21 protein-coding genes and 2 pseudogenes are annotated in these 22915 nt (G+C 68.0%); 15 read left to right on the top strand and 8 right to left on the bottom strand.

All coding sequences use genetic code 11. From position 1 onward, the window contains the following. The first annotated feature begins 13 nt into the window (after positions 1-13). Positions 14-472, top strand: a complete 459-nt coding sequence (locus ABZV44_RS36345; protein WP_354846787.1) for a MarR family winged helix-turn-helix transcriptional regulator — start codon at positions 14-16, stop codon at positions 470-472. 306 nt (positions 473-778) lie between these two features. Here ABZV44_RS36345 and ABZV44_RS36350 read toward each other — a convergent pair whose 3' ends face one another. Then, positions 779-2338: an MFS transporter gene (locus tag ABZV44_RS36350; protein WP_354846789.1), complete on the bottom strand. Its 1560-nt coding sequence runs from the start codon at positions 2336-2338 to the stop codon at positions 779-781. 90 nt (positions 2339-2428) lie between these two features. Between ABZV44_RS36350 and ABZV44_RS36355 the strand changes: the two genes are divergently transcribed. The 3 genes and pseudogenes from ABZV44_RS36355 (at position 2429) to ABZV44_RS36365 (ending at position 4956) form a co-directional block, all read left to right on the top strand. Further along, on the top strand, positions 2429-2860 hold the full coding sequence (locus ABZV44_RS36355; RefSeq protein WP_354846792.1) for a MarR family transcriptional regulator: 432 nt from the start codon (positions 2429-2431) through the stop codon (positions 2858-2860). Between the two features lie 149 nt (positions 2861-3009). Beyond that, positions 3010-4603, top strand: a pseudogene (locus ABZV44_RS36360) (FAD-binding protein). Next, a complete protein-coding gene (locus ABZV44_RS36365) occupies positions 4600-4956 on the top strand; it encodes a ferredoxin family protein (protein WP_354846794.1) in 357 nt (118 codons plus the stop codon). The pseudogene ABZV44_RS36360 and the gene ABZV44_RS36365 overlap by 4 nt, the downstream one beginning before the upstream one ends. Positions 4957-5090: 134 nt before the next feature. Here the strand turns inward: ABZV44_RS36365 and ABZV44_RS36370 are convergent, their stop codons facing one another. After that, a complete protein-coding gene (locus ABZV44_RS36370; protein ID WP_354846796.1) occupies positions 5091-6599 on the bottom strand; it encodes a PucR family transcriptional regulator ligand-binding domain-containing protein in 1509 nt (502 codons plus the stop codon). A gap of 164 nt (positions 6600-6763) precedes the next feature. Here ABZV44_RS36370 and uraD point away from each other — a divergent pair, with 164 nt between their 5' ends. The 10 genes from uraD to ABZV44_RS36420 all read left to right on the top strand — a co-directional run bounded on the left by uraD (position 6764) and on the right by ABZV44_RS36420 (position 16540). Further along, positions 6764-7279 carry a 2-oxo-4-hydroxy-4-carboxy-5-ureidoimidazoline decarboxylase gene (gene uraD / locus ABZV44_RS36375; protein ID WP_354846799.1) on the top strand — a complete coding sequence of 172 codons (516 nt, stop codon included), beginning with the start codon at positions 6764-6766 and terminating at the stop codon, positions 7277-7279. Beyond that, positions 7276-7575: a hydroxyisourate hydrolase gene (uraH, locus tag ABZV44_RS36380; protein ID WP_354846801.1), complete on the top strand. Its 300-nt coding sequence runs from the start codon at positions 7276-7278 to the stop codon at positions 7573-7575. Before uraD ends, uraH begins: the two co-directional genes overlap by 4 nt. A 42-nt stretch (positions 7576-7617) precedes the next feature. Continuing rightward, positions 7618-8490, top strand: coding sequence for an FAD binding domain-containing protein (locus ABZV44_RS36385; RefSeq protein WP_354846804.1), 873 nt, complete (start codon positions 7618-7620; stop codon positions 8488-8490). After that, entirely contained in the window at positions 8490-8963 is a 474-nt protein-coding gene (locus tag ABZV44_RS36390) for a (2Fe-2S)-binding protein (RefSeq protein WP_354846807.1), read from the top strand. The genes ABZV44_RS36385 and ABZV44_RS36390 overlap by 1 nt, the downstream gene beginning before the upstream one ends. Continuing rightward, positions 8960-10312 (top strand): 8-oxoguanine deaminase, encoded by a 1353-nt coding sequence (locus ABZV44_RS36395; protein WP_354846809.1) that lies wholly within the window; start codon positions 8960-8962, stop codon positions 10310-10312. Before ABZV44_RS36390 ends, ABZV44_RS36395 begins: the two co-directional genes overlap by 4 nt. Further along, a complete protein-coding gene (locus ABZV44_RS36400) occupies positions 10309-12642 on the top strand; it encodes a molybdopterin cofactor-binding domain-containing protein (protein ID WP_354846812.1) in 2334 nt (777 codons plus the stop codon). The genes ABZV44_RS36395 and ABZV44_RS36400 overlap by 4 nt, the downstream gene beginning before the upstream one ends. A gap of 134 nt (positions 12643-12776) precedes the next feature. Further along, positions 12777-14213, top strand: a complete 1437-nt coding sequence (locus tag ABZV44_RS36405) for an NCS2 family permease (protein WP_354846815.1) — start codon at positions 12777-12779, stop codon at positions 14211-14213. A gap of 2 nt (positions 14214-14215) precedes the next feature. Beyond that, positions 14216-15331, top strand: a complete 1116-nt coding sequence (locus tag ABZV44_RS36410) for an XdhC/CoxI family protein (RefSeq protein ID WP_354846818.1) — start codon at positions 14216-14218, stop codon at positions 15329-15331. Positions 15332-15362: 31 nt separating this feature from the next. After that, entirely contained in the window at positions 15363-15746 is a 384-nt protein-coding gene (locus tag ABZV44_RS36415) for a gamma-glutamylcyclotransferase (protein WP_354846820.1), read from the top strand. Next, positions 15743-16540: a TIM barrel protein gene (locus ABZV44_RS36420; RefSeq protein WP_354846823.1), complete on the top strand. Its 798-nt coding sequence runs from the start codon at positions 15743-15745 to the stop codon at positions 16538-16540. The genes ABZV44_RS36415 and ABZV44_RS36420 overlap by 4 nt, the downstream gene beginning before the upstream one ends. 291 nt (positions 16541-16831) lie before the next feature. Here ABZV44_RS36420 and ABZV44_RS36425 read toward each other — a convergent pair whose 3' ends face one another. Both ABZV44_RS36425 and ABZV44_RS36430 read right to left on the bottom strand, forming a co-directional pair. Then, a complete protein-coding gene (locus ABZV44_RS36425) occupies positions 16832-17122 on the bottom strand; it encodes a hypothetical protein (RefSeq protein WP_354846826.1) in 291 nt (96 codons plus the stop codon). Between the two features lie 304 nt (positions 17123-17426). Beyond that, entirely contained in the window at positions 17427-18587 is a 1161-nt protein-coding gene (locus ABZV44_RS36430; RefSeq protein ID WP_354846829.1) for a lycopene cyclase family protein, read from the bottom strand. 88 nt (positions 18588-18675) lie between these two features. Here ABZV44_RS36430 and ABZV44_RS36435 point away from each other — a divergent pair, with 88 nt between their 5' ends. Next, entirely contained in the window at positions 18676-19662 is a 987-nt protein-coding gene (locus ABZV44_RS36435; protein WP_354846832.1) for a proline-rich domain-containing protein, read from the top strand. Positions 19663-19728: 66 nt separating this feature from the next. Here the strand turns inward: ABZV44_RS36435 and ABZV44_RS36440 are convergent, their stop codons facing one another. From ABZV44_RS36440 to ABZV44_RS36455, 4 genes and pseudogenes are all read right to left on the bottom strand, one after another. Next, a complete protein-coding gene (locus ABZV44_RS36440) occupies positions 19729-20493 on the bottom strand; it encodes an SDR family oxidoreductase (protein WP_354846835.1) in 765 nt (254 codons plus the stop codon). Between the two features lie 412 nt (positions 20494-20905). After that, complete coding sequence (locus tag ABZV44_RS36445; protein ID WP_354846838.1) at positions 20906-21382, bottom strand: flavoprotein; 477 nt, start codon at positions 21380-21382, stop codon at positions 20906-20908. Then, a complete protein-coding gene (locus tag ABZV44_RS36450; protein WP_354846841.1) occupies positions 21306-22562 on the bottom strand; it encodes an XRE family transcriptional regulator in 1257 nt (418 codons plus the stop codon). The genes ABZV44_RS36445 and ABZV44_RS36450 overlap by 77 nt, the downstream gene beginning before the upstream one ends. An 11-nt stretch (positions 22563-22573) precedes the next feature. Then, positions 22574-22783, bottom strand: a pseudogene (locus ABZV44_RS36455) (transposase); the annotation flags it as partial. Positions 22784-22915: the final 132 nt, after the last annotated feature.

Raw genomic sequence — 22915 nt, forward strand, 5'->3', positions numbered from 1 at the left:
GAACGAGGAGACCATGCCTGCCGCCAGACCGTCCTACTTCCCGGCTCTCGCCGCCGAACGCCCCGATATCGCCCTCTGCCGCGCCTCCGCCGCGGTGGCCAAGGCCGGTGAAGCCCATGCCGCCGCAACGGAACTGGGGGTCGGACAGCATTTGGTGCTGAAGATGCTGGACGCGGTCGGCGACTGCGCGCAGCAGACGCTGGCCGCCGAACTCCGCATCGATCGCAGCGTCATGGTGACCGTCTGTGACGACCTGGAGCGATCGGGCGACATCCGCCGGGAACGCAACCCGAAGGACCGGCGCTCATACGCGGTCACCATCACTGCCGCTGGACGGGAGCGATTGCGGACCGCCGAGGCCGCGATCCCGGGCTTCCTGGCCGGCGCCTTCGCCGCGCTCACTCCCGAGGAGCGGGTCCAGCTGACGACGTTGCTCGGGAAGCTCCTCGCTACCGGAGGGGCATCCGAGTAGCAAACGTTCCACCGCTGCGCGCATGCGCGATTCGCGCGTGTAGGGAAATCCGTTGAACCGGGTTGGCCGAGGCGCTGAATTTCCCTGTCCCGGACCGTCTTACGAGGTAGGTGGCACGAACACCCTGCCCTCGGAACAGAAGGAAGCCCGCCATGTCGATCCGGAAATCGTTGCAGCAAGCACGGCGCGTGCACTCGAAACTGATGCAGGCCCATCGGGGTCGCGATGACGACCGCAGCGCCCTGCACCGCCGTCGGGTGGCGCAGGACGCGTGGCGTGGCGCTCGGTGAGAACGGGCCGATCGGCTCAGTTCTGACCGGCGGCCGCGAGGGTCGGCTCCGGCTCCGGGGTGGGCGGAGTGGGGCGGGGTCGCAGGGTGAGGGCCAGGACGACGGCTCCTGCGAGCGCGAAGATCATGGTCCAGATACCGCCGACGTGCATGGCGTGGATGAAGGCGTCGTCGGCGGCGTGGGACAGGTCGGGTCGGTTGATGGCGGTGGCCACATGGCGCGCCTGTTCGGCGGATACCTGGGCGGGTTCGCGGGCAGCGTCGGGCAGGCCGGTGAGCGCGGCCTGGATGCCGGTGCGGTAGGTGATGGCCATGATGGTGCCGCCGAGCGCGATACCCAGGACGCTGCCGGTTTGCCTGACGGTATTGGTGACGGCCGATCCCGCGCCGGCGCGGTCGAGTGGAAGCGTGCTCATCAGGGCGCTGGTGACCGAACCGATCACCATGCCGATCGAAAAGCCCTGTGCCGCAGCCAGTGCCACGTTCCAGATGATGGGCGTGTGCAATCCGAAGAAGACCGCGCTGCCCATGCAGAGCGAGCCGACGGTGAGGGCGGTCGCGGTCACCGCGCGCAGGGAGAAGCGGCGGACCAGGCGGACGCCGAGCGGACCGCCGATGATGACGCCGACGGCGGCGGGGGAGTTGATCAGACCCGCGGCGAGCGGTGAGAAGCCGCGGGCGCCCTGGAGGTAGAACGCACCGTAGAAGCCGGCCGCCGTCATGGCCAGGAACAGCAGGCCCAGGGCCGCGTTGCCGCCGCCGAAGACCCGCTGCGCCAGCAGCCGTGGATCGAAACTCGGCTGTCCGGAACGCAATTCGACGACGACGAACGCGGCCAGCAGGGCCAGCCCGGCGGCGATGGGCGCCCACACCTGCACCGGTGTCCACGCGGCGACCTGACCCGCCCGGATGAGCCCGTAGGCGAGGGCCGCCAATCCGCTCACCGACAGTGTCAGTCCGCCGAGGTCCAGCGGCCGCGGCGTCGGGCTGCGGAAGTTCGGGACCAGTACCGCGATCCCGATCAGTGCGACCGCGACGACGGGCACGTTCACGAGAAACACCGAGCCCCACCAGAAGTGGTCGAGCAGGACCCCGGCCAGCAGCGGCCCGGCCGCCAGTCCGACCCCCGCGGAGGTCGAGAACAGCCCGATGGCCGATGCCCGCGCCGGACCGGTGAACGTCCAGGTCACCGTCGCCATGGTGGCCGGCATGATGAGCGCGCTGCCCACGCCCATGACCGCACGGGCGGCGATGAGCCCTCCGGGATCACCCGCATAGGCCGCCCAGACCGAGGCGGCGGCGAAGACGATCAATCCGGTGACGAGCACGGTCCGGTGCCCGTAGCGGTCGCCCAGCGCCCCGGCGGTGAACATGAGCGCGGCGAACACGAGCGTGTAGGACCCCGAGGCCCATTGCAGCTGAGCGGGATTCGCGCCCAGCCCGCGCGCCGGATCGGCGAGGGTCTCGAGCGCGGTGGCGAGGATGGTGTTGTCCAGCCAGATCAGCAGGGAGGACAGCAGGAGGACGGCGAGGATGAGCCGCTGCCGGGATCTCGGCAGCGTCGCGGGCACGGTCATGGATGCCTTCGATAAGATTGGTAGGAACCTGACGATCGCCAGTGTGCGTGAATGTCAGGAACCTGTCAATCTTTGGAAAGGGTTGTCGCGGTGAGCTGTTCCGGATCGCAGGATGGATCCCTGACCTTCATGGTCCGCACGGTGTGGTTGAGCATGCGTTCCGCCATCGGTGAGGAACTCAAGGATTTCGGCCTCACGACCTCGCAGTACGCGACGCTGATGATGACGCAGAAACAGCCCGGGAAGTCGGTCACCGATATCGCCCGCGATGTCGGCAGCACCCGGCAGGCCGCGAACGAGATGCTCGGCGGCCTGGAGAAGGCGGGCCTGATCGAGCGCCGCCCGCACCCCACCGACCGCCGGACCCACCAGATCTACGTGACCGACGCGGGCCGCGCCATCTACACCGAGGCCCACGCCGCCGTCGGTCGCCGCGAGGCCGAACTGGAAGCCGGATTCACCCCCGAACAACGCGTCGCGGTCCGGGAATGGCTCAGCGGCATGGCCGAAGCCTGCCGCTGACCCGCGCCGATCCCGCCGCGAGAAGCAAGCGGCTTTCCACGATATGGAAAATTCCGCCGCCATAGGATCGTCCTGATTCGAACCCTTCGGCGAGTACGGCCGGCCGCCTTACCGTTCCGGACACCAACTCTCCCGGGAGGAACGTGCCGATGAGCGAACCATGGCAGATCAGTACCGACGTGCTGGTGATCGGCGGCGGGCCCGCCGCGTGCTGGGCGGCGGTGCACGCCCGGGAAGCGGGCGCGGAGGTGGTGCTGGTGGACAAGGGCTACTGCGGAACCAGCGGCGCCACAGCGCCTTCCGGCACCGGCGTCTGGTACGTCGCGCCCGAGGCCGCAGCCCGCGCCAATGCCAAGGCCGCCCGGGAGGCGCTGGGCGGGCATCTGGCCGACCACTACTGGATGGACCGGGTCCTCGACCAGACCTACGTGAACATGAACCGGCTGGCCGTCGAGGGCCGGTACCCGTTCCCGGTGGATTCCGGCACCGGCGAGCCGGTGCGCACCGGGGTGCAGGGGCCCGAATACATGCGCCGGATGCGGGCCTGGGTGAAACGCCTCGGCGTGCGGATCCTCGACCATTCGCCCGCGCTGGAACTCCTGGTCGATGCCGAGGGGGTGGCGCGCGGGGCGGCCGGCTATCGGCGGCAGGCCGAGCAGGACTACTGGATCACCGCCGGCGCGGTGGTGCTGGCCACGGGCGGATGCGCCTTCCTGTCGCGGGCGCTGGGCACCAATGTCGACACCGGCGACGGCGCGCTCATGGCGGCCGAGGCCGGCGCGCGCTTCTCGGGCATGGAGTTCTCCAACGCCTACGCCATCGTGCCCAAGGGCTCGACCATCACCAAGACCGCCTACTACGGCTACGCCACCTTCTTCCACGCCGACGGCCGGGTGCTGGAGGGTGCGGGCTCCGCCAAGGGCCGGTCGGTCATCGCGCGAACCCTGTTGTCGGAGCCCGTGTTCGCGCAGCTGGACCGCGCCGACGCCGAGGTGCAGGCGCGGATGCGGCTGGGCCAGCCCAACTTCTTCCTCCAGTTCGACCGGCGCGGGATCGACCCGTTCACCGACCGCTTCGAGGTGGATCTGCTCGCCGAGGGCACGGTGCGCGGAACGGGGGGCATCGATATCGTCGACGACGACTGCGCGACAACGGTTCCCGGTCTCTACGCGGCGGGCGACGCCGCGACCCGGGAACGAATCTGCGGTGGATTCACCGGCGGCGGCAGCCACAACTCGGCCTGGGCCATGTCTTCCGGAAGCTGGGCGGGCCGGGGTGCGGCGGCCTTCGCCCGGCGATCGGGGCGCGTCGGTCCCTCCGCTGTCCACGGAGCCGGGCGGGTCGGATTACGGCCGGAGACAACGGAATCGGTGTCCGCCGACGAGGTCGTGTCGGCCGCGCAGCGCGAACTCATACCGTTCGAGAAGAACTATCTGCGTCACGGCGACCGCATCCGCCCCGCCCTGGCCGAACTGGACGAGCTCTGGGAGCGGGCCGCGCGGGCTCGGCGGCGGAACCGGCGCCGAGCGGATCCGGGCCCGGCAGGCCGCCGCCATTACCGCGGTCGGCCGGCTGATGTACCGATCCACGCTGGCGCGCAGAGAAACTCGCGGGATGAGCAAGCGTGCCGACCACCCGGACCTGGATCCGGCACAGCACCACCATATCCTGTCCGGCGGCCTGGACCGGGTATGGACCTCGACCGCCGCGGCCACCGGTCTCACCTCGGTGGTGGCGTCGTGATCGAACTGGTTCGCGCCGAGGACTGCATCGCCTGCGACAAGTGCGTCGACGTCTGCCCGACCGATGTCTTCGACCGCACCGACAGCGGAATACCGGTCATCGCACGGCAATCCGACTGCCAGACCTGCTTCATGTGTGAGGCGTACTGCCCGGCCGACGCCCTCTACGTCTCACCCGAGGCCGCGCCGCTCGCGGACCGCAGCGCGATCCCCGAATCCCACATCGGTCGCTACCGTGAGCAACTCGGTTGGGGCCGGGGCCGCACACCGGGCAGCCTCGTCGCCCTCGGCCCGGCCCTGCCGCACGGCGCCCTGCCACCGCGGCTGATCGAGCCCGGTCGACTGGTTCGATGAGTGGCCGCCGCGCATACTCGGCGCGCTGCTGCTCGCACCTGTCTCCGGCCGAGCTGTACCCAGCCGAGCCGGTGTGTCGATTACGGTGTCCGGCACAGTGATCGGAGATCGCGCCCGTCGATCCGGGCGCGCGGTCACCGCAGGGCGAGGGCGAGGAAGAAGTCGACGCGGTCCTCGAGCCGGGACAGGTCGCGGTTGGTGAGTTCCTCGATGCGCTGAATGCGGTAGCGCAGCGTATTCACGTGCAGGTGCAGCAGATCCGCGCACTTGGTCCAGGACCCGGACACCTCGAGGAAGGTCTCCAGGGTGTGCACCAGATCGGCACGATTGTCCTGGTCGTAGACCCGCAGCGGATCCAGCAGCCGCACCCGGAACATGCGCCGGACCTCGTCGGGGACGCTGGCCAGCAGCAGCATGTGGGTGGCGAGCTCGTCGTGGCGGACCACACTGGTGGGCTGCTGCCGTTCCGCGGCCATGCGCCGGGCGTAGCGGGCCTCCTCGACCGCGCCGCGCAGCCCCTCGCCGTCGACCGCGCCGCTGATGCCGACCGAGAGCCGGCTCAGTTGCAGCCCGGGTTCGAGGGCTTCGATGGCCCGGTGGATGCGGTCGTCGAGGGCCTTGTCGTCACCGAGGGCGACCAGCACGATGACCTCGCCGTCGACCACACCGACGGCAGGGCTTCTGCCGTAAAGGATTTCGCGCAATACGGCGCGCAACTCACCGGGCCGCACGGCCCCGGAATCCGCGGTCGCGGCGACCGCGAGGTACCGGTCGGACAGTCCCAGCCCGGTCAACTCCAGCCGGGAGATGATGTCGGCGGATTTGGCGTCGGACATGATCAGCTCGATCAGTTCCTGGGCCAGCCGCCCCTCGGCGCTGTGCCGATCGTCCTGCCGGGCACGTTCGAGGGACACCACCGCGGCCAGTTCCCCGATGAGGGCCCGCCGCTCCTCGGGCCAATCCTTGTAGTCGCTCTCGAACACCAGGAACCAGTCCGCGATGCGTGAGGTCCCGTCGGCGTCCACCGCGAACAGCGAGTACCGCACCTGATTGTGGGAAAGCACATGCGGCAGCCGTCGCGCGCCCAGGAACGCCGACCGCACCTGTTCGGGGAGGTCGCGGGTCGGCCCGGCCACCACGCGGCCGAGTGCGGACACCACCCAGCAGCGCGTGCCCAGCGTGCGATGCACCAGGTCGAGCACCGAATCCAGTCCGCCGCCGGACACCAGCTGCCGGTGCCGGTCCAGGATCGCGCTCAGGTCGGCGGCCCGTCCGGACGACAGCTTCCGGTTGATCTGCTCGGTGACGGTGGCGAAGGCGATCTGCTCCTCGACCCGGAACAGCGGGATTCGGTGTTTCTTACAGGCCGCGACGAGATCGTCGGGCGGTTCGCCGTACAGCGCGTCACCCGCGGCGAGCGCGGCCACCCGGGCGCGGGCGAGCGCGCTCACGAAGGTCTCGCTGTCCTCGGGGGAATGCCGCCATTGCAGCCCGGTCAGGACGAATTCGCCGCCGGAGAGGTATCGACCGGGATCGAGCATGTCAGTGGTTACCACCCAGCGTACGAAGCGGTCCAGCTCGTCCTCTCCGGTGACGAGCCGCAAGCCCAGATCGTGCATGGTCAGCAGGGAACGTAACCGCATGATGCCCGAGGCTAACAGTCGGTGACGGCCCGGTTACCGAACTTGGATGTAACTACGAACGCGCCCCTGTGAAGCAGGCCACAGGTTCGGAGGTCTCGCCCTTTCGGGCATGACCGCCCGCCGGGTTAAGTGGTTGACACACGCCAATGACGGATGGAGGTCGGATGTCGAGTCGCCTGGAATGGCTCGGTTCGCTGCCCCTGGAAGAGGCCGAGACGCACCTGCTGACCTGCAATGCGTCGCGGACCTGGGCACGCAAGATGGTGGCGAACCGGCCGTACGCGGACGAGTCGAGTCTGATCGCCGCGGCGGTGACCGGGGTCACCGAGCTGAGTTGGACCGATGTCGAGGAGGCGCTGTCGGCGCACCCCCGGATCGGCGAGCGCACGGCCGCCGCCCACCAGTCCGAGCGTGAGGCGAAGTGGTCCGCCGACGAACAGTCCGGAGCCTCCGACGCCGACGATCAGGTGAAGGCCGATCTGGCCGCCTGGAACGTGACCTACGAGGAACACTTCGGCCACGTCTTCCTGATCCGGGCCGCCGGGCGCAGCGCCACCGAGATGCTCTCGGAGCTCCAGCGTCGTCTCGGCAACTCGGTCGCCGAGGAGCAGCTGACGGTCCGCCGCGAGCTCGCCGACATCACCGGCCTGCGGATCCGGAAACTCCTGGAGGACAAATGAGTCTGTCCACGCACGTACTCGATGCCGCGACCGGACGCCCGGCCGCGGGCATGGCGGTGCGGCTGGAGAACGCGGCGGGGGAGGTCCTCGCCGAGCGCCACACCGATGACGACGGCCGGGTCAAGGATCTGCCCGCCCCGAGCGCCGGTGCCCACCGCCTGATCTTCGACACCTCCGGTGTCAGCCCGTTCTATCCCACGGTGACCATCGACTTCCTGGTCACCGATCCGGATGAGCACTACCACGTACCCCTGCTGTTGAGCCCCTACTCCTTCTCTACGTACCGGGGCAGCTGAGTGCTGTCGTACCTGCGTCGAACCGATATCTAGAGGATTGCAATGGATTTCCTACAACCGGGAAGCTGGGCCGAAGCGCTCCAGCTGAAAGCGGAACGCCCCGAGGCGGTTCCGATTCAGGGCGGCACCGACGTGATGGTCGAGCTGAACTTCGACCGGCACCGTCCGGCCGCCATTCTGGACCTGAACCCGTGCCGTGAGGTCTTCACCGTCGACGAGCAGGAGGACGGCCGGATCCGGCTGGGCTCCGGCGTCCCGTTCGTGAAGATCATCAACCGGTATCAGGACCGCCTGCCCGGTCTGGCCCAGGCGTCGCGCACCGTGGGTTCTCCGCAGATCCGCAATCGCGGCACCGTCGGCGGCAATCTGGGCGGCGCCTCGCCCGCCGGTGACGCCCACCCGGCCCTGCTGGCCGCCAATGCCGTGGTCGAGGTCGAGTCGGCCGCCCGCGGCACCCGCATGATCGACATCGACGACTTCTACGTGTGGGTCAAGAAGAACGCGCTCGAGCCGGACGAACTCATTCGCGCCGTGTGGCTGAAGCCCGCCGGCGGCCCCCAGTACTTCTCGAAGGTCGGCACCCGCAACGCCATGGTGATCGCGGTGTGCTCGTTCTCTATTGCGCTGCACGCGGATTCGCGGACCGCCGGCGCGGGCATCGGCTCGGCCGGTCCGACCCCGATCCGTCCGGTGGAGGCGCAGGACTTCCTGGCCGCCAACCTGGACTGGGACAACGCCGGCGCGCTGAACGACGAGCTGGCCCGCGAGTTCGGCCGTCTGGTCGGCGCCGCGGCCAAGCCCATCGACGATGTGCGCGGCACCGCCGACTACCGCCGGCACGCGCTGTCGGTGATGGCCCGCCGGACCCTCGGCTGGGCGTGGAACGACTACACCGCGGAGAGGAGGGCGGCCTGATGCGTATCAACTTCACCGTCAACGGATCCCAGGAAACCGCCGACGACGTCTGGGAAGGCGAGAGCCTGCTGTACCTGCTGCGTGAGCGGGTCGGCCTCCCCGGTTCCAAGAACGCTTGCGAGCAGGGTGAATGTGGTTCCTGCACCGTCTATCTGGACGGCACCCCCGTTTGCTCGTGCCTGGTGGCCGCCGGTCAGGTGGAGGGCCGTTCGGTCCGCACCGTCGAGGGCCTGGCCGACGGCGACAAGCTGGACCCCATGCAGCAGGCCTTCGTGGAGGCCGGCGCGGTCCAGTGTGGTTTCTGCACACCGGGTCTGATCGTGCAGGCGCACGACCTGATCGATCGGGTGCCGAACCCGTCGGACGTCGAGATCCGTGAGGCGCTCGCCGGAAACCTGTGCCGCTGTACGGGTTACGAGAAGATTCTGGATGCCGTTCGCCTGGCGGCCGAGCGGAAGGCTGCGGCAAAGTGAGCAAGCTCGTCATCGAAAACGCTTATATCGCACCGATTGTCGGTGCGGAGATCCCCAATGGCTATCTGATCGTCGGCGACGACGGCCGGATCGAAGCTCTCGGTGCAGGACCTGCGCCGATGGTGGTGGGTGCTGAACGCCTCTCCGGCACCGGCTGCCTGGTGACCCCGGGCCTGGTGAATACCCACCACCACCTCTACCAGTGGGCCACCCAGGGCCTGTTCCAGGACGCCACCCTGTTCGAGTGGCTGACCGGTCTGTACCGCCTGTGGGCCACCATGGACGCCGAGATCGTCTACGGCGCGGCGTCCGCAGGTCTGGGTTGGCTCGCGCTGACCGGCACCACGACCTCCACCGATCACCACTATGTGTTCCCCAAGGGCCGTGGCGATCTGTTCGAGGCCGAGGTCCGTGCCGCCCGCGAGCTGGGCATCCGCTTCCACCCGTGCCGGGGGTCCATGGACCGCGGTCAGTCGCACGGTGGCCTGCCGCCGGACGAGGTGGTCGAGAACCGCGAAGAGATCCTCCTCAACACCGAGGAGATCATCCGCACATACCACGACCCGTCCTTCGACTCCATGCTGCGAGTGGCCGTCGCCCCCTGCTCGCCGTTCTCGGTGTCCGAGGGCCTGATGGTCGATTCGGCCGCGCTGGCCCGCCGGCACGGCGTGCGCCTGCACACCCACCTCGCCGAGACCCTCGACGAGGAAGAGCACTGCATCGAGCAGATGGGTTGCACCCCGGTCGAATACATGGAGAAGCTGGGCTGGCTCGGCGACGACGTGTGGTTCGCCCACGCGGTGCACCTGCACGACAAGGACATCTCGGCGTTCGCCAAGACCGGCACCGGTTCCGCGCACTGCCCGACCTCCAATGCCCGCCTGGGCGCGGGCATCGCGCGAGTGATGGACCTGCTCGCCGCCGGTGCGCCCGTCGGTCTCGGCGTGGACGGCGCGGCCTCCTCCGAGCTCACCTCCATGGCCGGGGAGATGCGGCAGGCCATGCTGTTCCAGCGCGCCGTGCACGGCCCCCGCGCCATGACCGCGCGGCAGGCCCTCGAGGTCGGCACCCTGGGCGGCGCCCGGAACCTGGGCCGCCAGAACGAGATCGGCTCCCTCGAGGTCGGCAAGCTCGCCGATATCGCGGTCTGGAAGGTGGACGGCTTCCGCGCCGCCATCGAGGACCCGGTGTGCTCGCTGGTATTCGGCCCGCAGCCGCCGCTGGCGCGCCTGCTGGTGGGCGGCAACACCGTCGTCGAGAACGACGAGCTCAAGACCATGCCGCACGACGCCGTCGGCCAGGCCGGCGTCGCCGCACGGCAGCGAATCATGAAGCAGGAGAACCGATGACCATCACGCGCACCACTCGGTTCCCCACGGATGTGGCGGTCCCGGGCAAGGGCGGGATCGGCGAGAGCCCGCTCCGCCCGGACGGCACCCTCAAGGTCAAGGGCGAATTCGCCTACTCCTCCGACCTGTGGATGGACGGCATGCTGTGGGGCGCGACCCTGCGCAGCCCGCACGCCCGCGCCAAACTCGTCAGCGTCGACACCAGCAAGGCCCTCGCCATGACCGGTGTGCACGCCGTGCTCACCCACGAGGACGTGCCGGGCCGCAAGGTCTACGGCCTCGACCACACCTGGGACCAGCCGGTACTGGCCTTCGACGAGGTGCGCCATCACGGCGAGGCCATCGCCCTGGTCGCCGCCGACCACCCCGAGATCGCCCGGCGCGCCGTCGCCGCCATCGAGGTGGAATACGAAGTGCTGGAACCGATCACGGACCCGATGGCGGTGGTCGAGGACCCGGTCGGGCTGGCCGTGCAGTCGCGCGGCGGCATCGCGCGCTACCAGCCGGTGCGCTCCGGCGACATCGAGATCGGCAAGGCCCTCGCCACCGTCGTGGTCTCCGAGGAGTTCGAGGTCGGCATGCAGGACCAGGCCTTCCTGGGCCCGGAATCCGGCATGGTCATCCCGAACGAGGACGGCTCGCTCGACTTCTATGTCGCGACGCAGTGGCTGCACTGGGACCTCACCCAGATCGGCCCGTGCCTGGATCTGGACGAGGACCAGATCCGCATGACCATGTCCGGCGTCGGCGGCGCGTTCGGCGGCCGCGAGGACCTGTCCATGCAGATCCACGCCGGCATGCTGGCCATGCGCACCGGCAAGCCGATCAAGATGATGTACAACCGCGAGGAGTCGTTCTTCGGGCACGTGCATCGCCACCCGGCGAAGATGCGCTACGAATTCGGCGCCACCGCGACCGGAAAGATCACCTACGCCAAGGTTCTCATCGTTCTCGACGGCGGTGCGTACACCTCGGCCACCCAGAACGTGATCGGCAATGCCGCCTCGCTGGCGCTGGGCCCCTACGAGGTGCCGCACCTGGAGATCGACGCCTACGGTGTCTACACCAACAATCCGGTCTGCGGCGCCATGCGCGGATTCGGTGTCGTGCAGGCGTGTTTCGCCCACGAGTCCATGATGGACAAGCTCGCCGAGGCGCTCGATATGGATCCGGTCACGGTTCGTCAGGTCAATGCCGTCTCCCAGGGCTCCACGCTCGCCACCGGCCAGGTCGTGCACGCGCCGACCCCGCTGAAGGAGATGCTCGACAGCCTGCGCGACATGGAACTGCCGGAGTCCGTGGACACCTCGGACATCCGCAACCTGCCCGGCGGTGCGTCGCAGACCACCCACGGCGAGGGCGTGTACCGCGGCGTCGGCTACGGCGTCGGCATCAAGAACATCTGCTTCTCCGAGGGTTTCGACGACTACTCGACCGCCCGGGTGCGCCTGGAAGTGATCGGCGGCGAGCCGGTCGCGCTGGTGCACACCGCCGGCGCGGAGGTCGGCCAGGGTCTGATCACCCTCGAAGCGCAGATCGCGCGCACCGAGCTCGCCATCGAGCGGGTGGTCAGCCACCCCTCCGACAACAATGTCGGCAGCTCGGGTTCCTCGTCCGCGTCACGCCAGTCGTACATGACCGGCGGCGCGGTGATGACCGCCTGCCGCGCGGTGGCCGACGAGCTGTTCGTGCTGGCGCGCAAGAAGTTCGACGTGCACGGCTTCATGCGGCTCGAGGGCGGCAAGGTCGTCAAGAACAACGGTGAAGTGGTCGCGACCATCGAGGATGTGCTCGGCGACGACGTCATCGATCTGACCCGTGAATACCACCACCGGCCGACCACCGGTATGGACAAGGTGACCGGTCAGGGCTCCAGCCACACCCAGCTCGCGGTCTGCGTGCACCGGGCCGTGGTGGATGTCGACACCGAACTCGGACTGGTCAAAGTCGTTGCCCTGGACGCCGTTCAGGACGTCGGCAAGATCATGAACCGGCTTTCGCTGGAAGGCCAGATCCACGGCGGCTCCATTCAGGGCCTGGGTCTGGCGGTTATGGAGGAAATTCAGGTCACCAATGGCAAGGTGCGGAATCCGTCCTTCACGGACTATCTGATTCCCACGATTCTCGATACACCCCCGCAGAAGCTGGAGATCCTGGAGAACCCGGACCCGCACGCCCCCTACGGCCTGCGCGGCGCGGGTGAGCCGCCCACTCTCTCCTCCACGCCTGCGATCGCCGCAGCGATTCGCGATGCCTGTCGCAAGCGGGGCGGCACCGGAAACATCAACCGCGTGCCCGTGCGTCCGGAAGACATCATCCGGAACAGTTGATCAACAGGGGCAGATCGCGCTTCTCGAAATGGTGGAGCGCGATAGGGACCCCACAACAAGCATCACCGAATCCGCGGCCCGGGATACCCCAGCACCCCGGGCCGCTGGTCGGCTACGCCCATAGGAGGGCAGCCATGACCCAGACTCAGTCACCGATCACCACCCCGGAAACGCGGGGTTCTGCGCTCGAAAAGTTCTTCAGGCTATCGGAGCGCAAGACCACCATATCGCGGGAAATCCGTGGCGGCATCACCACATTCGTCGCTATGGCGTATGTCATATTGCTGGTTCCGCTAATTCTCGGCGGCGTCACCGACGCGCACGGGGACAAGCTCAATATCGCTCAGCTGACCACCACGACCGCCTTCTCCGCCGGCCTGACCACCGTCCTGATGGGCGTGGTCGGCAATGTGCCCCTCGCATTGGCCGCCGGCCTCGGTCTGGTCCCCGTCGTCGCCTATCAGGCCGCACCCCATATGACCTGGCCGCAGGCCATGGGCCTGGTGGTGCTGATGGGCATCGTCATCGTCATCCTGGCCGCGACCGGCCTGCGGACGATGATCATCAATGCCATTCCGCTGGCCATGAAGAACGCCATCGGCGTCGGCATCGGCATGTTCATCGCCATGATCGGCCTGGTCTCCTCCGGCGTGGTGGGACATGGTGCGCCCGGCGGGCCACCGGTAACACTGGGTGTCGAAGGACATCTGGCCGGCTGGCCCACGGTGATCTTCGCCGTTGGCCTGCTGCTGATGCTCGCCCTGTTCATCCGCAAGGTGCCGGGCGCGATCCTGATCAGCATCGCCATCTCGACCGTGCTGGCGATCATCGTCAACGCCATGGCGACCATCGACCCCAAGGCGTGGGGCACGGTCGTCCCCGAGAAGCCGAAATCGCTGTTCGCTTCCCCGGATTTCGGTCTGATCGGTCACATCGACCTGTTCGGCGGCTTCGCCACCGCGGGTGCGGTGACCGCCACGGTGGTGCTGTTCACCCTGGTGCTGACCGGCTTCTTCGACGCCATGGGAACGGTTTTCGGCGTCTGTGACGAGGCGGGCCTGGTGGATGAGAAGGGTCAGGTGCCCGGCATGGGCAAGATCCTCACCACCGACGGTGTCGCCCAGATCGTCGGCGGCCTGTCCGGCGGCGCGGGATCCACGGTGTACGTCGAGTCGGCGACGGGTGTCGGTGAGGGCGCCCGTACCGGTCTGGCCAGCGTCATCTCCGGCGGATTGTTCTGTGCCGCCATCTTCTTCACCCCGATCGCGGCCGTGGTGCCGATTCAGGCCGCCGCTCCCGCCCTGGTGCTGGTCGGCGCGCTCATGATGACGCAGGCCCGCAAGATCGACTGGAACGATCTCGAGGTCGCCGTGCCGGCCTTCGTCACGATCGTGCTCATGCCGTTCACCTACTCGATCACGAACGGTGTCGGTGCGGGCCTGATCGCCTACACGGTGATCAAGCTCGCTCGCGGTAAGTACCGCGAAATCCATTGGCTGGTGGCCGTGGTGAGCGTTGTCTTCGTCGCCTACTTCGGTATCAACGGCATCGAATTGGCCCTGGGAGGCTAGTCATGCGCGACATCGCGGCACAACTCTTGGAATGGCATGCGGCGGGCAAGGAATACGCCGTGGCCTCCATCATCGGGATCGGCGGCTCCGCGCCCCGTCCGATCGGCGCGGCCCTGGCCGTGGATGCCGACGGCACCGTCGTCGGAAGCATTTCCGGCGGCTGTGTCGAGGGTGCTGTCTACGAGTTGTGCCGCGAGTCGCTGCGAACGGGAGAACCGCTCCGGGAGACCTTCGGCTACAGCGACACCGACGCCTTCGCGGTCGGATTGACCTGTGGCGGAACGATTCAGGTGTTCGTCCAGTCGGTGACCGAGTCCACTCGCGATGCGGTGGAGAAGGTCCTGCGAGCTGAGGGGGAGGCCGTGGCCATGGTCCGCGACCTCGACAGCGGCGCCGTCATGGCGCTGGGCACCTGGTGGACCTCCGGAGCCGAATTCGACGAACGGGTGGTGGCCGAAGCCCAGGCCATGCTCGACGCCGGCACCACCGCGGTGCGCACCATCGGGTGCGGTGACGCCGAGGTCACGGTATTCGTGGAATCCCATGTGCCGCCGCCGCGGATGATCGTCTTCGGGGCGATCGACTTCGCGGCCGCGGTCGCCAGCATCGGCAAGTTCCTCGGCTATCACGTCACCGTCTGCGACGCGCGGGAGGTCTTCGCCACCCGCGCCCGCTTCCCCGACGCGGACGAGGTGGTCGTGGAATGGCCGAACAAGTATCTGGCGCGGACCCAGGTGGATGCCCGGACCGTGCTGTGTGTGCTCACTCACGACGCCAAATTCGATGTGCCGCTACTGGAGGTGGCGCTTCGCCTGCCGGTGGCGTTCGTGGGTGCGATGGGATCCCGGCGGACGCACGAGGACCGTCTCCAGCGGCTTCGTGCTGTCGGGATGACGAATGCCGAACTGGCGCGGCTGAAGTCGCCCATCGGACTCGATCTCGGCGGGCGGACTCCGGAGGAGACAGCCGTCTCCATCGCCGCCGAGATCGTGGCGGTCCGCCGTGGGGGCACCGGAATGCCTCTGGGCACCTACGGCGGACCGATCCATCGCGATGCGATCGCGGTGCCGGAGGTGACCGTTCCGGACTCGCCGGACGCCCTCCGGCTCACCGCTTGATGCATCGGTCGACCGAAAAGGAACCACGGCAATGCCTTTGATCTTCCTGAACGGGGGTGCCATGCGCGGCGGACCCCTGAACCACCTGCTCGAGGGCGCGCCCTGCGCCGGGGAGGTCAGGACCGCGCCGCACTACCGGTTCTATTCGGTCGGTGACCGCTTCCCCGGCCTGCACCCGGTGGCCTACGGCGGCGCGCCCATCGCGGGCGAGCTGTTCGAGGTGCCGATGCAGGTGCTGCGCACCCGCCTGCTCCCGGCCGAACCGCCGGAGCTGGAACTGGGTGTGATTGTGTTGGCCGACAACCGTTCGGTGCTGTCCATGCTGTTGCGCCGCCCGATCATTTCCTACCCGCAGCTCATCGACATCACCGATTTCGGTAGCTGGCATACCTACAGGGAGGAAACGGCCCGATGAAGTACACCGCCGAGGGCGCGCTGCGGAAGTTCGACGTGCACTGCTCGATGCTGTTCACCGATCTGCCGCTGCTGGAGCGTCCGGCGGCGGCGAAGGCGGCCGGGTTCGACGCGGTCGAGTTCTGGTGGCCCTTCGGCGAGAACCCGGTGCCCGGGGACAAGGAGGTCGACGCGTTCGTCTCCGCGGTGTCCGACGCCGGGGTGCAGCTGGTCGGGTTGAATTTCATCGACCTGGTGCCCGCCGGGCGGGGACTGGTGTCCGTGCCCGGACGCGAGGCCGAATTCCGGGACAATATCGACGTCACCGTGGGGATCGCCGAGCGGCTGGGATGCCGGTCGTTGAATGCCCTGTACGGGAACCGGATTCCCGGCGCGGATCCGGCGGTGCAGGACGGGCTGGCGTTGGAGAACCTGCGACTGGCCGCGCGCGCCGCCGCGGGCATCGAGGCGCAGGTGGTGCTCGAGGCACTGAATTCCATCGAGTCGCCGGACTATCCGATCGTGTCGGCGGCGCGCGCCGTACAGGTGATCGATGCGGTCGGCGAACCCAATCTCCGGTTCCTCTGCGACCTCTATCATCTCGCGCGCATGGGTGCGGATCTGTTCGGCGTGATCGCCGAATACGCATCCCGGATCGGGCACGTGCAGATCGCGGATGCGCCCGCGCGCAGCCGGCCCGGCACCGGAACCCTCGATTTCGAGGCCCTCTTCGCCGCCCTCGACGCCGCCGGATACGACGGCTGGATCGGGCTGGAATACCAGGACCCCGACCGTGATTGGAGCTGGATCGAGTGAGCATCGTGCTGAGCCGGCCGGGATCGTGGACACCGCGGGGGCACTGTGCATCGGCGCTGCCGCCCGGCTGGGTGGTAGAGCGGTTCACCGTGCAGCTGCCGGTCGTCGGACGCACGCGGCATCGCCACGAGCGAGCGGGGCTGACCGCCATGAGCGAGCGGGGCTGACCGCCATGAGCGAGTGGGACTGACCGCCATGAGCGAGTGGGACTGACCGCCATGCGAGTGGGGCTGACCCCCGCTTCACGGCCCGGGAGCCGCTGACCGATGAGGGGCCGGCGGCTCCCGCGCTTCACTGCGTCAACGCCCGATCGATGACCACGGCGTACATCGCTGTCTCCCAGGGCTCCGGCTCGGCACCCAGGAGGATCTCGTCCAGAAGTGGCGCTCGCGCCAGGCTTCCCGCGCCGTAGTGGCCGGAGGCGCGTGCACTGGCGATGACCGCGTATATGACGGTGGCATACACCTCGGACCGCTCCGCGAGTACGACACCGTCCTTCGCCTCGAAACGCCGCAACCGATCTTCGACCGCGTCGATTACATCCTGCAGCGCTCGAATCTCGATGTCACTCTGGTCGTCCACGCCCCACCCCCTTCGGTCTGCGGTGCGATTCACCGAAAAGAAATGTCCTGGCCTGCAATTTGATCGGGCAGATTGTGATCGGGCACTGGGCGTGCGCTTTCTGCGCGGCGAGCGCATCGGAAACGGTCATCCTCGGCAGTGCTCGGTGACTGGATCGTGGAAGGTCGAACATCGTTGGAACCTCCCCCTATTCGGGATTGCGACCCCACCAGCAGACCATCAGCGACTGCTTTACATCGGCAATTCCGGAGAATTCGGGTAGATGAATACCGAACCCGCTACCGATAACCGTCGACCCACTGCGCTACACGGGACCCTCGGCGGATAAGGGCGTGGCTCGGGAGGCGTCGGGTGTGCGGCGGGGCGGTCGGGCCACGGCAATGGCGAGTGTGCGCTGCATTCGCCAGGGGAGTGCCGCGAACAGCGACATCATGGCGGCGGCGGTGCCGCGCAGGTCGTCGCGGCCGGAGAGGTAGGCGCGCTGGGATTCGGCGGGCAGTGCGAAGAAAGCCTCGAAGAAGAGGGGCAGGTCGGCGGGCGGCAGTGCCAGCAGGGCGCGTAGTCCGGCCTGGCGCAACAGGTGCACGGCGCGCGCCGGACCCGGCCACAGGGGGTCCCCGGCTACGACGGCATCGGCCATCCGCAGGGAGGTCGCGACGCTGTATCCCGTTGCCGGATGCGTGAAAGCGCCCGCGGAGCCGAACGTGCGGGCGTTCGGCCGGCCGCCGTGCACGGGGAATCGGACGCGTTCGACCGGTTCGGTGCCGGTGAGAGTGATTCCCCGGGAACGCAATCGGTGTGTCAGCCGGTCGTGCAGCGTCCGCTGATCCAGCGCCGGGAGCCCGGCCAGGCACGTCTCCTCCAGCAGAACCCGCTCATCGTCCAATGGCACCGCGTACAGAAACGACCGGGGCGCATCGGTTTCCGCGCCGTTGTCCGCACGCCAGTCCATGAAATACGTCTCCGGCTCCGGCAGGCGGGCCCGGTCCACGATCACCCCGAATGCCGTCTGCTCGGCCAGCCTGGGGGAGCGGGCCACCCCGCGCGCGTCGATGACCCGTCCGGCCGCCAGCACCGAACCCGACGCGAGCCGCACCGACGGCAGATCCAGTCCGTCGTGCCGGTTCCGGGCAGCGGGCGCGATGTCGGTCACGCTGTCCTGCAGGAGCCGCGCACCCGGAAGGTCCAGCGAATCCTGCAGGCGCGCGGTATCGAAGACGATGTAACGGCGATCCAGTTCGATGCGGTGCTGCGCCCACACGATCGGGTGGTCGACCGTCGCCCCCATCGCCTCCGGAGCGACCCACTGCGGCAGCTCATCCGCCCAGGCCGCATAGGTGGCCGTCCATCGCCGCCGGGGGTGCGGATCGACGATCGTGACCGAGAGTCCGTGCGCCAGCGCGCGGTGGGCGACGGCTCGCCCCGCCGGGCCCGCACCGCAGATGAGGAGATCATCGGTCACCACGTGATTGGATCATGACGGGTCGCCCGCCTACGCTTCGGGAATGATGCCGGGCCGGGGAGGGCTCGGGCAGGCCGCGAAAGGTGAGCAGATGACGTATCCACCCGCCGGATTCGGCGGCGACCCCACCGTGCACGGGCAGCCGCCGCAGGATCCGGATCCGGCGTGGTGGGACCACCCCGCTCAGCAGACCGGCAGCCAGCAGCAGGCGCCGCAGGCCGGTTGGCCGGGACAGCAGCCGGCCGATCCGGCGGGGTGGGAGCCCACACAGACGAATTGGATTGGGCAGCAGGGATATCCGCAGCAGCCGGGGTATCCGCAAGACGCGGGATTCGCACAGCAGCCGGGGTTTCAACAGCAGCCGGGGTTCCAGCAGAGCCCGGGTTTTCCGCAGCAGCCGGGCTTCCCGCCGCCGCAGCCACCAAAGTCGAACACCGGGCTGGTCATCGGTGTGGTGCTCGGCGTGGTCGTAGTGCTCGCGGTCGCCATCGGCGCGATCGTCCTCGTCTCCAAGAGCGACGACACTTCGCAGGCCGACGCGACCACCACGACCACCACGATGCTCACCACCAGTGCTCCGGCCACCACCCGCAGTGCCCCGACCACCACCAAGTCCGCACCTGGCGGCAAATCGTTCAGCTACACCGAGTACGGCCAGAACTGGAACTTCAAACTGGGCGACGTCGCACTCCAGGCCACCTACGTGTCCGGTCGCGATTACAACACCTGCGCCGACATCGAGGAAGCGGGCAAGCTGACGGGCCTCGGGTGCAAGCGCGCCTCCGAGATGGCGTGGAAGGCTGAGAACGGCACGCTCATGCTGACCCAGCTGGTGCTCACCATGTCCGATGCGGACAAGGCCTCCGGCGCCGACGGCCAGTTCGACGACAAGGACGTCGTGCTCCCGGAAGGCAGTTACATCAACGACTTCGAGACCGGCAAATGGCGGGACGGCAGCCAGGGCAACTTCCTGGTCATCACCGTGGCCACCGCGACCCCGGCGGTCGACGAGGAGACGGTCACGAAGTACCTGAAGTACCGCCACAGCGACACCCTGGGCGCGCTCGTCTTCCGCTGAGCGGCCGCGGTTCCGTGCCCGGCACCCACTCCTGGTGCCGGGCACGAGTTTTCGGTCCGTTCGGTGTCAGATGCCGCCGGTGGCCAGCAGGCCGCCGTCGACTCGCACGGTCGTGCCGGTGATCCACGACGACTCGTTCGAAGCCAGGAATCCGATCAGCGCCGCCACGTCCTCCGGCGACCCCAGCCGCTTCATCGGATAGATCCCCGCCGCGGCCTCCTCGTCGGCCGAGTACAGCGCGTCCGCGAACTTGGTCTTGATCACGCCCGGCGCCACCGCGTTCACCCGGATCTTCGGACCCAGCTGCCACGACAGCTCCTCGGTGAGCCGGATGAGCGCGGCCTTGGACGCCCCGTATGCGGCGATCACGCCGGTGGACCGCAACCCCGCGACGCTCGCCACATTCACCACCGCGCCCCCGTGCTCACCCATCCACGCCCGGTACGCCTGCTGCACATACCCCAGCGCCGCAACGACATTCACATCGAAGATCTTGCGCACGGCATCCAGATCGGCATCCATCAGCGCCCCGTACACCGGATTGATCCCGGTGTTGTTGATCAGCACATCCAGCGACCCGAACTGCGCCACCGCGGTGGCGACCTGCTCGGCCCGAGCCGCCGCATCGCCCGAATTACCGGCGACCGCGACCACCTTCCCCGGATGCCCCAGCCCGCGCAGCCGCCCCGCCGCCTCCTCCAGCGGCTCCGGCTTCCGAGCCGAAATCACCACATTGGCGCCTCGCCTGAGCAGCTCCGCCGCCACCGCGAACCCGATACCCCGGCTGGCCCCGGTGACCAGCGCGCTCTTACCCGACAAGTCATCACTCATGGACGGCACGTTACAGGTGGCGAGGTGGACGCTTCGGCGGACGTTACCGGCAGTGGCGCGGGGCCGTGAGGCGCGGTGAAAATTTGATTGGATCGACCTATTTGCGGTTCGACCTGGGTCGGAGGGCAGCGGGAGTCGCACGGCCGTTGAGTCGGATGCCTCTGCCTCCTGTGCTGGATGCTGTATGACGCTTATCGGAGGTCAGACCATCTGGGGTGTCTGGCTGGGTCGGTGCATACCAGCGCCATCGGCGGACTCACCACCTGCCCAGACCGCTTTGCGGTGAGGCCACCGTACACCCTGTATTCGCCATAAGCGGATGCCCTTCGATCTCGCTGATTGACGTCGTGGTTCGCCCATGAACGACATCGGAAGGCACCAGCGCAGCCACTTCGGCAACGAGATGCCGGAGCTAGCTTGCCGCGGACCGCCATGGATGCTCGAGCAGCGCGTGCCAGGCCGTCTCCCACGGGAACAGGTGGAGGACCCCTGATCCTGTACCGGGTGAATGCTGATCACGCGTGAGCACCGTGACGCCCCACTCGGACAGGTTGGTGATGGCGTTGCTGATGGCGGGGAAGCTACGCAGCGCCGAGTTCGCGAACGGCACCGCCACGACCGGCATACGTTTGCCGACCGCCTCCACTAGCAGGCCCAGCGGCAGCGTGTCGGAGATGCCAGCAGCCCACTTAGCCAACGAGTTCGACGTGATCGGCGCGACGATCATCCCGTCAGCGGGTGGGAATAGATCGGGGGTACCCGGTTCCTTGTATTGACTGCGCACCGGGTGCCCGGTCTTGGCTTCCAACATGTCAGCATCGATGAACCGGCTGCCGTCGGGGGAGGCGATCACACACACGTCCCAGCCGTCTGCCTGCGCGAGATCCACGAGCTTGCCGATATCGCTGGCGGCGGGTGAGCCGGTGACGATGGCATACAGGACGGGTGCGCCTTGATCGTTCATAGCTCCCTAATGTGCCATTGAGATGATGGAATCGACTGTCAGAGTGGGGAACCCAGCCAGCTGGCGAAACCAGCGAGGGTGTCGGTGCGCCGCCTCTCCGCCGCCGCGATGCCGTACAAGGTTTCCCGAACCGCTGGATGGAGGCGGTCTGTTGCGGTGCTGCGGCGCGGGCCTTGTTCAACGCCGCCAGTGCTCGTTCCGGCTTTCTCGACATCAACCAGGCGCGGGCATTGTCCTGCCAGTGATGCCCGACGCGGGTCGGTGCACGATGCCCGGCAGGGATCGACAGCTTTGCGCCCTGCACTGCTGCCCGGTTTGGGTCGCCAGCTTCCAATTCGACAGCGTGCGCGTGAATCTCGACGTTCACGGGTCCGAATGCTGTCACGTATTCGTCGGTCTCGCCGGTGCGCGAGGCGAGCCCACGGGCCGCTTCGATGTGGCTCATCGCACCTGAATAGTCCAGTCGCCGCGCCTGATTAACTGCGCCGACAAGGTGCGCGTACCCGGCGAGTACCGGCGATCCGTGAGCGGAGTCGGTAGCGGTGACAACCGTATCGATCAGTGCGTCCGCTACCTCCGATTCGCCGTAGTGGGTGAGCATGCGTGCACGGTCCAGCATCGCCAGTGAGCCCCAACCCGGATCGTTCCCGGTGGGGGCGTAGTGGTCTGCCAGATCCAGGGCGGGCAGCATGAGCGCAGGGCGTCCGGTTCGGCGTATCGCCCACCCCGCCAGCAGGTATGCGTTTGTCAGCACGGTGGAGACGTGGGCGCGTTCCTCTCCGCTACTGTCGCTGACCGCGCCGTGGATCCGGCGAATCAGGTCGGGAAGCCTCTCGATTGTTTCGAGCGTTCGGTCACGGCGGTACAGCCGTTGCGCGGCAACAAGATCGGTGTCGATTCCGGCCAGCGGGCCCGGTTCTACCGCGCGGACGTATCGCCCTTCGGCCAGCAGCACCGACAGTTCGTTGACCGCGTCCGACAGCGGTTTCCCATCGTCATACGGTGCGCCGGTCAACTGCTCGGGGGTGATGTGCAGCGCCTTCGCAACAGCGGAGATGAATCCGGGGCTGGCTGGTTCGCGGCCCTGCTCCACTGCCTTCAGCATGGCGAGGTGGTGACGAATTGCTGCAGCCTCTGGTGATCGGTCCGCAGCCGCTGGGCCATGGGCTGCATCGACTTCCGCTTGCCGTCGAGCATCAGTCCCCGCACATACACCCCGGCGGTGGCGACGCGGTCCTTGCGCGACAGCGACGAAAACACATCACCGACAAACGCGTCCAGCAACGCATCGACCCGGGCCAGCTCGCCATGATCCACGCCCGGCATCGTCTCGAGAATCACCACGACACTCGAGCACGACACACCGACCTAACAAAGTCCTACTAGTGCTGCGTTCCTCAAAGGTGGTACACAAAGCGGCGGCGTAGGGTTCGGGGTTTCGGGGCTGGTCGGCCCCAG

Source organism: Nocardia sp. NPDC004860 (assembly GCF_040609015.1).
Taxonomy (GTDB): Bacteria; Actinomycetota; Actinomycetes; order Mycobacteriales; family Mycobacteriaceae; genus Nocardia.

What these genes read in the sequence shown, in the direction of transcription:
- ABZV44_RS36345 (WP_354846787.1), top strand. Translation starts at nt 14, where the DNA reads ATGCCTGCCGCCAGACCGTCCTACTTCCCGGCTCTCGCCGCCGAACGC.
- ABZV44_RS36350 (WP_354846789.1), bottom strand. Translation starts at nt 2,338, where the DNA reads ATGACCGTGCCCGCGACGCTGCCGAGATCCCGGCAGCGGCTCATCCTC.
- ABZV44_RS36370 (WP_354846796.1), bottom strand. Translation starts at nt 6,599, where the DNA reads ATGCGGTTACGTTCCCTGCTGACCATGCACGATCTGGGCTTGCGGCTC.
- uraD (WP_354846799.1), top strand. Translation starts at nt 6,764, where the DNA reads ATGTCGAGTCGCCTGGAATGGCTCGGTTCGCTGCCCCTGGAAGAGGCC.
- uraH (WP_354846801.1), top strand. Translation starts at nt 7,276, where the DNA reads ATGAGTCTGTCCACGCACGTACTCGATGCCGCGACCGGACGCCCGGCC.
- ABZV44_RS36385 (WP_354846804.1), top strand. Translation starts at nt 7,618, where the DNA reads ATGGATTTCCTACAACCGGGAAGCTGGGCCGAAGCGCTCCAGCTGAAA.
- ABZV44_RS36390 (WP_354846807.1), top strand. Translation starts at nt 8,490, where the DNA reads ATGCGTATCAACTTCACCGTCAACGGATCCCAGGAAACCGCCGACGAC.
- ABZV44_RS36400 (WP_354846812.1), top strand. Translation starts at nt 10,309, where the DNA reads ATGACCATCACGCGCACCACTCGGTTCCCCACGGATGTGGCGGTCCCG.
- ABZV44_RS36405 (WP_354846815.1), top strand. Translation starts at nt 12,777, where the DNA reads ATGACCCAGACTCAGTCACCGATCACCACCCCGGAAACGCGGGGTTCT.
- ABZV44_RS36410 (WP_354846818.1), top strand. Translation starts at nt 14,216, where the DNA reads ATGCGCGACATCGCGGCACAACTCTTGGAATGGCATGCGGCGGGCAAG.
- ABZV44_RS36415 (WP_354846820.1), top strand. Translation starts at nt 15,363, where the DNA reads ATGCCTTTGATCTTCCTGAACGGGGGTGCCATGCGCGGCGGACCCCTG.
- ABZV44_RS36420 (WP_354846823.1), top strand. Translation starts at nt 15,743, where the DNA reads ATGAAGTACACCGCCGAGGGCGCGCTGCGGAAGTTCGACGTGCACTGC.
- ABZV44_RS36435 (WP_354846832.1), top strand. Translation starts at nt 18,676, where the DNA reads ATGACGTATCCACCCGCCGGATTCGGCGGCGACCCCACCGTGCACGGG.
- ABZV44_RS36440 (WP_354846835.1), bottom strand. Translation starts at nt 20,493, where the DNA reads ATGAGTGATGACTTGTCGGGTAAGAGCGCGCTGGTCACCGGGGCCAGC.
- ABZV44_RS36450 (WP_354846841.1), bottom strand. Translation starts at nt 22,562, where the DNA reads ATGCTGAAGGCAGTGGAGCAGGGCCGCGAACCAGCCAGCCCCGGATTC.